At 70.3% G+C, this 6410-nt stretch carries 6 protein-coding genes; 4 read left to right on the forward strand and 2 right to left on the reverse strand.

Annotation, left to right across the window (positions count from 1 at the left end):
- Positions 1-286: 286 nt before the first annotated feature.
- The gene (locus H0W38_RS13955) at positions 287-1306 is read left to right on the forward strand and encodes a PHB depolymerase family esterase (protein WP_292455066.1); all 1020 of its coding nucleotides are present in this window, start codon (positions 287-289) and stop codon (positions 1304-1306) included.
- An 18-nt stretch (positions 1307-1324) separates the two neighbouring features.
- Here the strand turns inward: H0W38_RS13955 and H0W38_RS13960 are convergent, their stop codons facing one another.
- Complete coding sequence (locus H0W38_RS13960; protein WP_292455067.1) at positions 1325-1534, reverse strand: hypothetical protein; 210 nt, start codon at positions 1532-1534, stop codon at positions 1325-1327.
- Positions 1535-1759: 225 nt separating this feature from the next.
- Here H0W38_RS13960 and H0W38_RS13965 point away from each other — a divergent pair, with 225 nt between their 5' ends.
- The 3 genes from H0W38_RS13965 (at position 1760) to eutC (ending at position 5416) form a co-directional block, all read left to right on the forward strand.
- Positions 1760-2881, forward strand: a complete 1122-nt coding sequence (locus H0W38_RS13965; protein WP_292455068.1) for a hemerythrin domain-containing protein — start codon at positions 1760-1762, stop codon at positions 2879-2881.
- A gap of 137 nt (positions 2882-3018) precedes the next feature.
- Positions 3019-4527 carry an ethanolamine ammonia-lyase subunit EutB gene (locus tag H0W38_RS13970; RefSeq protein WP_292455069.1) on the forward strand — a complete coding sequence of 503 codons (1509 nt, stop codon included), beginning with the start codon at positions 3019-3021 and terminating at the stop codon, positions 4525-4527.
- A 40-nt stretch (positions 4528-4567) separates the two neighbouring features.
- A complete protein-coding gene (gene eutC, locus H0W38_RS13975) occupies positions 4568-5416 on the forward strand; it encodes an ethanolamine ammonia-lyase subunit EutC (protein ID WP_292455070.1) in 849 nt (282 codons plus the stop codon).
- 96 nt (positions 5417-5512) lie between these two features.
- Here the strand turns inward: eutC and H0W38_RS13980 are convergent, their stop codons facing one another.
- A complete protein-coding gene (locus tag H0W38_RS13980) occupies positions 5513-6154 on the reverse strand; it encodes a TetR family transcriptional regulator (RefSeq protein WP_292455073.1) in 642 nt (213 codons plus the stop codon).
- Positions 6155-6410 lie beyond the last annotated feature (256 nt).

Raw genomic sequence — 6410 nt, forward strand, 5'->3', positions numbered from 1 at the left:
CAGAAGCGGAGACCGCAGGTCGCTCGAACCGACCTGGGCCGGGGTGCGGGCCACACCGTGCCGCGCCAGCCAGGCTTCGGCCTTGTCGCTTTGGCTTTGAATGGTCATGCGATCTCCTGATGCTGTTTCGATAAAAGGTGGCGCTTGAGCCGTCGATAGCAATCGCTGTTCCCGGCGGAGCCGGCCTCGGATTGAAGCAGTGATGAGCAAGCGGCCGACGGCGGTGTGGTTTAGGCTTTGTGCACTGCACCAATTGCGCCGAGCCCGACTCTGGCGACCCTGACCCATGTCTGTCCGCCGCAAGCGCACGCCTTCGCTCGCAAGCTCGTACCGCCGAGCCATTTCGCAATGGACGCGCCTGACCCATTCCAGCCTCAACACCGGCCGCCGCGCCGCCGGCCAGGCGATGGCGCTGAACAAGGCGGCAGCGCGCCAGAGCGTGCCCGTGGCCGGCGGCGCCTGGCTGAGCGGGGTTGCCATGGGCCCTGCCGGCATGCGGCGCTTTCGGCTCTACCGGCCGCCCGGCATGGGGCTCGGTGAACGCCGGCCGCTGCTGGTCATGCTGCACGGCTGCGGCCAGGATGCGGCGGGCTTCGCGCTCAGCACGCGCATGAACCGCATTGCGGCGCGCGAAGGCTGCTTCGTGCTCTATCCGGAGCAGGACCGCAGCGCCCATCCGCACGGCTGCTGGCACTGGTACGGCACGCGTTCCGGCCAGGCCCAGCGCGAGGCCACCACCCTGGCCGCGGCGATCGACCAGGTGTGCCTGCTCTACCCGGTGGATGCGACGCGCGTGGCCATTGCCGGCTTGTCGGCGGGCGCGAGCATGGCCGCGCTAATGGTCACGCGCGAGCCGGCGCGGTTTTGCGCCCTGGTCATGCACTCGGGCATCGCGCCGGGCCTGGCCGATTCATCGATGACGGCGCTCAAGGCTATGCGCGGGCGCAGCGGGCAGGCCGCACCCGCGCGGCCGGGGCCCCTGTGGCCGCCCCTGCTAGTGATCCAGGGCGATGCCGACGGCGTGGTGGCCGCCAGCAACGGCGCGGCGATGGCGCAATTCTGGGCCGAGCAGGCCGGCGCGCTCGGCCAAGCGAGCCGCGAAGTGCGGCGCGGCCGGCGCCGGGCCATGAACGTGACGGATTACAAAGCGGGCGGGCGGCTGGTCGCCAGCTTGTGCCGCGTCGAAGGACTGGGCCACGCCTGGAGCGGCGGCGATGCGCGCCAGCCGCTCGGCGACGCGCAGGGGCCCGACGCCTCACGCATGGTCTGGTCCTTCGCGGCGCGGCAGTTCCGGACGCCGGCGTGAGGGAGCGGCCGGCTGCTGTCAGCCGAGCGGCGGGGGCGGCGGCGCCGGGTGCTCCAACTCGACCGCCGCAGTGCGCGTGTCGAGCAGCTTGATGCATTCGCCCAGGCAGGCAATGGCGTTGGCCATCTGCTCGAAGGTCTTCGCGGCATCGCCGCTTTGCATGGTGAGGCGGGCCGCATCCATGTCGGCTTTGGCATGGTCGAGAAAACTGGCGATGGAAACTGACATGAGTGTTCCTTCCTGAACCTTGAAGTCATTGCCGGCGCCTCGGGGTCGCACGCGGTGGGTGGCAGACGGGGCCGCGGCGCGCGGCGAGCCGCATCATAGGCAGCGCGCCGCGCGTCGACCCGGCCTGTTCGACATCGATGGCGCGCCCCACCGCCGGGTACATCGCTTGCTGTGCAAGAACTTGTTCTAAAGCGGCCCTTCGCGCCGCAGGGAAGGAACACCGCCATGAAACAAACCGTCGTCGGAGTATTCGATCGCATCGACGCCGCCCGCCAGGCCGCCGACAGCCTGGGCGTGAGCGGCTTCGGAGAGGGCAGCGTGCATGTGAGCGCCGCAACGGGCGACGAAGGCGCGCTGGCCGGCGCACCGCAGCGCGGGAGCGGCGACGCGCACGAGGTAGGCGGCGTCATGGACGGCCTGCGCAGCTTCTTCGCCGAAGTCTTCGGCCCGGGCGACTCCCACCAGCACGAAGCGGAATATGCCGAAGCGGTGCGCCGCGGTGCCGTGGTCGTGAAGGTCGATGTGCAGGACGAAGCCCGGCTCGACATTGCTCGCGAAACGCTGCAGTCGGCAGGCGCGATCGACATTGAGGAAAGGGTCGCCGAATGGCGCGAGGGCGGCTGGGCCGCCGGCAACGACCTGCCCGGCGCGGGTGCTGCGAGCGTCTTGCCAGGCACCGGCCTTACGGGCTCGATGCCGACCACCCGCCCGGCTGATGCCGCCGGCGCGGTCAGCCGTGGACGCGTGCGCGTGTATTCGCACAACGGCGCGCACGACCGCCGCGGCGGCATGCCGGAGGAGCCAGCGCAGCGCCCGCTTGATCTCGGCGATGACGGCCCGAAAACAGACAGCCTTGTGTCAGCAGACGGCTCGGCGCCGAAGGTCGACGCGCTCGAGCTGCTGGCGAGCGATCACAGCAAGGTCCGGCAGCTTTTCAAGGACTACGAGCGCCTGACCGAGTTCAAGGCTCAGGCCGCCGAGCGTCAGCCGCTGGCCGAAAGCATCTGCGTGCAACTCACCGTGCATGCAGCGCTCGAGGAAGAGATCTTCTATCCCGCCGCGCGCGCCGCCCTCATGCCGACCGACCTGGTCGACGAGGCCAGCGTCGAACACGCGAGCGCGCGCGAGCTGATCGAGCGCATTCGCGACATGGACGCCGAGGAGGAGTTGTACGACGCCACGGTGCGCGTGCTGGGCGAGTACATCGACCACCACGTCCGCGAAGAGGAAGACCAGCTCTTTCCCGCCGCGAGAGGCGCTTCGCTCGATCTCGCCGGGTTGGGCCTGGAGATGAGCGACCGCAAGGCCGAGTTGCTGGCGCAATTCGGGCGAGAAGCGAAGGTGTGACGCCATGCGCGTCGGGATGCGCGCTGCAGCGGCAGAGCGGGCGCTTTAGCGGCTGAGCCTGCCCGTACCCTCGCGATGACCCGCGACGATCGATCGCTGCACGCCGTGCCGGGCGGCGCCTGAGGCAGCATCGGCCCATGGGCTACCACCACACCGTTGCGGGCGAGCGTTTCGTCTTCGCGGAACTGCGCACGCTGCTGGCACGGGCAAGCCCGGCGCGCTCGGGCGATCAACTCGCGGGGCTGGCTGCGGCGAGCGCGCGAGAGCGGGTCGCTGCGCAGATGGCGCTGGCCGAGTTGCCGCTGGCGCGCTTTCTCGACGAGGCCGTCGTCCCCTACGAGGACGACGAGGTCACGCGGCTCATCTGCGATGGCCACGACGCGGCGGCCTTCGCCGCGGTGCGCCACCTGAGCGTCGGTGATTTCCGCAACTGGCTGCTCGGCGACTCGGCCGACACCGCCGCGCTCGCCGCCGTGGCACCCGGCCTCACGCCCGAGATGGCGGCCGCCGTCAGCAAGCTCATGCGCTTGCAGGACCTCGTGCTCGTGGCGCGCAAATGCAGCGTGCGCACGCGCTTTCGCAACAGCCTCGGCGAGCCCGGCCGGCTGGCCACGCGCCTGCAGCCCAACCATCCCACCGACGATGCCAGCGGCATCGCCGCCAGCCTGCTCGATGGCCTGCTGCACGGCAGCGGCGATGCGGTGATCGGCATCAACCCGGCGACCGACCGGCTGCCGCAGGTGGTCAAGCTGCTGCAGATGCTCGACGGCGTGATCCGCCACTACGACATTCCCACGCAATCGTGCGTGCTGACCCACGTGACGCAGACGCTGCGCGCGATGGACCAGGGCGCGCCGGTCGATCTGGTGTTCCAGTCGATCGCCGGCACCGAAGCGGCCAACCGCAGTTTCGGCATCAGCCTGGCGCTCTTGGCCGAGGCGCGCGCCGCGGCGCTGAGCCTGCAGCGCGGCGCGCTGTTCGAGGAACAGGTCGGCACCTCGTCAGGTCACGGCGATTTGTCGGGGGATGCACAGAGCACGGCGCCGCAGGGCAGCGACACGGCCGAGGCCGCGAATCGCGGGCGACCGCAGCGCGGCGCCAACGTGATGTATTTCGAGACGGGGCAGGGCAGTGCGCTCTCGGCCGGCGCGCATCACGGCTGCGATCAGCAGACGATCGAGGCGCGGGCCTACGCAGTGGCACGGCACTTCCAGCCGCTGCTCGTCAACAGTGTGGTCGGCTTCATCGGGCCCGAGTACCTGTTCGACGGCAAGCAGATCCTGCGCGCCGGCCTGGAAGATCACTTCTGCGGCAAGCTGCTCGGCGTGCCGATGGGCTGCGACGTCTGCTACACCAACCACGCCGAGGCCGACGCCGACGACATGGACGCGCTGCTCACGCTGCTGGGCGCGGCCGGCTGCAATTTCGTGATGGGCATCCCCGGGGCGGACGACATCATGCTCGGCTACCAGAGCACGTCCTTTCACGACGCGCTCTATCTGCGCCGTGTGCTGGGTCTCAAGCCGGCGCCCGAGTTCGAGGCCTGGCTGCTGCGCATGGGCATCACGCTCGCGGGTGCGCCCGGCCGGCTGGCGGAAGGATTGCCGACGCCGTTTCGGCGTGCGCTGGAGCGGCTGCCGCCATGAAAGAACAAGCGCGCATGAAGGTCCGGCCGGCCCTCACTCGATGAGTGCTCTCACCGACCCGCTCGTCATCGCCAACCCGTGGCACTCGCTGCGCCGCTTCACCGCCGCGCGCATCGCGCTCGGCCGCGCCGGCATCAGTGTGCCGACCGCGGCGCAACTTCAGTTCCGGCTCGACCACGCCCGCGCTCGCGACGCGGTGCACCTGCCCTTCGACACGGCCGCCATCCGCACGGCGCTCGAAGCGCTGCAATGGCCGGCGCTCACCCTGCACAGTGCGGCGGCCGACCGCCGCGCCTACCTGCAGCGCCCCGATCTCGGCCGGCGTCTGGACGACCGCTCGCGCGCCAAGCTCGGCTCGCTGCACCTCGAAGCCGGGCACGGCGCCGGGTTGCCCCGCTACGACCTCGCCTTCGTCATTGCCGACGGCCTCTCGGCACTGGCCGTGCACCGCCATGCCGTGCCGCTGCTCGCCGCGCTGCGGCCGCTGCTCGCCGCGGCACCGCCGTGGCGCATCGCGCCGGTGGCCGTGGTGCAGCAGGCGCGCGTGGCCATCGGCGACGAGATCGGCGCGGCGCTCGGCGCGGACCTGGTGGTGGTGCTGATCGGCGAGCGGCCGGGCTTGAGCTCCCCCGACAGCCTGGGCCTTTACGTGAGCTGGAAGCCGCGTGTGGGGCTCAACGACGCCGAGCGCAACTGCATCTCCAACGTGCGGCCCGAGGGGCTGCCTCCTTCGGCCGCGGCAGCGCAGTTGCATCACCTGCTCGGCGAAGCGCGCCGGCTGCGACTCACCGGTGTCGGGTTGAAGGACGAATCGCCGGCGGCGGCGCTCGACACGGCGGGCAAAGCCGGCAACTTCCTGCTCGACGGCCCGACGCTTTCGCCGGGCTGAGCCCCTCTCATGCCCGTGATGCCGACGGCTCGTCGCCTGCGAGCGCCGTGGTGCTTGCCCGGCGCGCTATGCCCTGATGACTGCGCCGGGCGCCGCTCAGCGCCGGGCTGGACGCACCGTTGTTCCGGCAGGCCGCAGCGAATCGAGGTAGCAGTCGACCAACTCGGTGCCCATGCGGCGCAGGTCGAAGCCCCGCGGATCGAGCAGCCAGAACTGGATCAGCCCGTCGGCCAGCGCCCACAGCCCGCGCGCGGCGGTGCGCGCCGAGACCTTGGGTGTGAGCAGGCCTTGCGCGATGGCGGCCTTCAAGCACTTCTCGGCGCGCGTCACCCACTGGTTGTAGCGCGCCAGGTGGCGCTCGCGCACGGCACTGAGCTCGTCGACGTATTCGACCTTGTGCGTGGCAATCTCGAAGACCCTGCGCGTGCGCGGGTCGGTCACGGTCAGGCGAAATGCGCCCAGCACCCAGGAGCGCACTTCGGCTACCGGATCGAGCGGCGCGGCGCCGGCTGGCTGGCGCAGCGCTTCCATCGGCAGCGTGGCGCGGTTCATCATCTCGTTGAACAGCTCGCCCTTGTCGCGGAAATGCCAGTAGATGGCACCGCGGGTCAGGCCGCAGGCGGAGGCAATGTGTTGCAGCGACGTGCGTGAAACGCCGTCGCGCGCGAACAGGTGTTCGGCTGCATCCAGGATGCTGTCGCGCGTGGCCAGGGCTTCCTCTTTGGTTCTGCGAACCATGTGCTGATTGCCTCGCGGTCGGGCGGATGTGGAGCGGAGAGGGCGTCTCGTGGACCATGGAGCCCCCTTGACGGCGAACATACATTCTATGCTGTATGTATACTGCGGCGCAGCACCGTGGAGCGTGCCGGAGGTCTTCGGCACGCGCTTCGCTCGGTGTGGTCGGCGGCTCTTTCGCGCTGTGGCCGCCCGAAAATCGCTGTTTCCAGTTTCGGCCGTCTGCGGCCCCAACCAAGCCGAGGACGCGCACCGTGAT

It is taken from the genome of Methylibium sp. (genome assembly GCF_013817365.1).
Taxonomy (GTDB): domain Bacteria; phylum Pseudomonadota; class Gammaproteobacteria; order Burkholderiales; family Burkholderiaceae_C; genus Methylibium.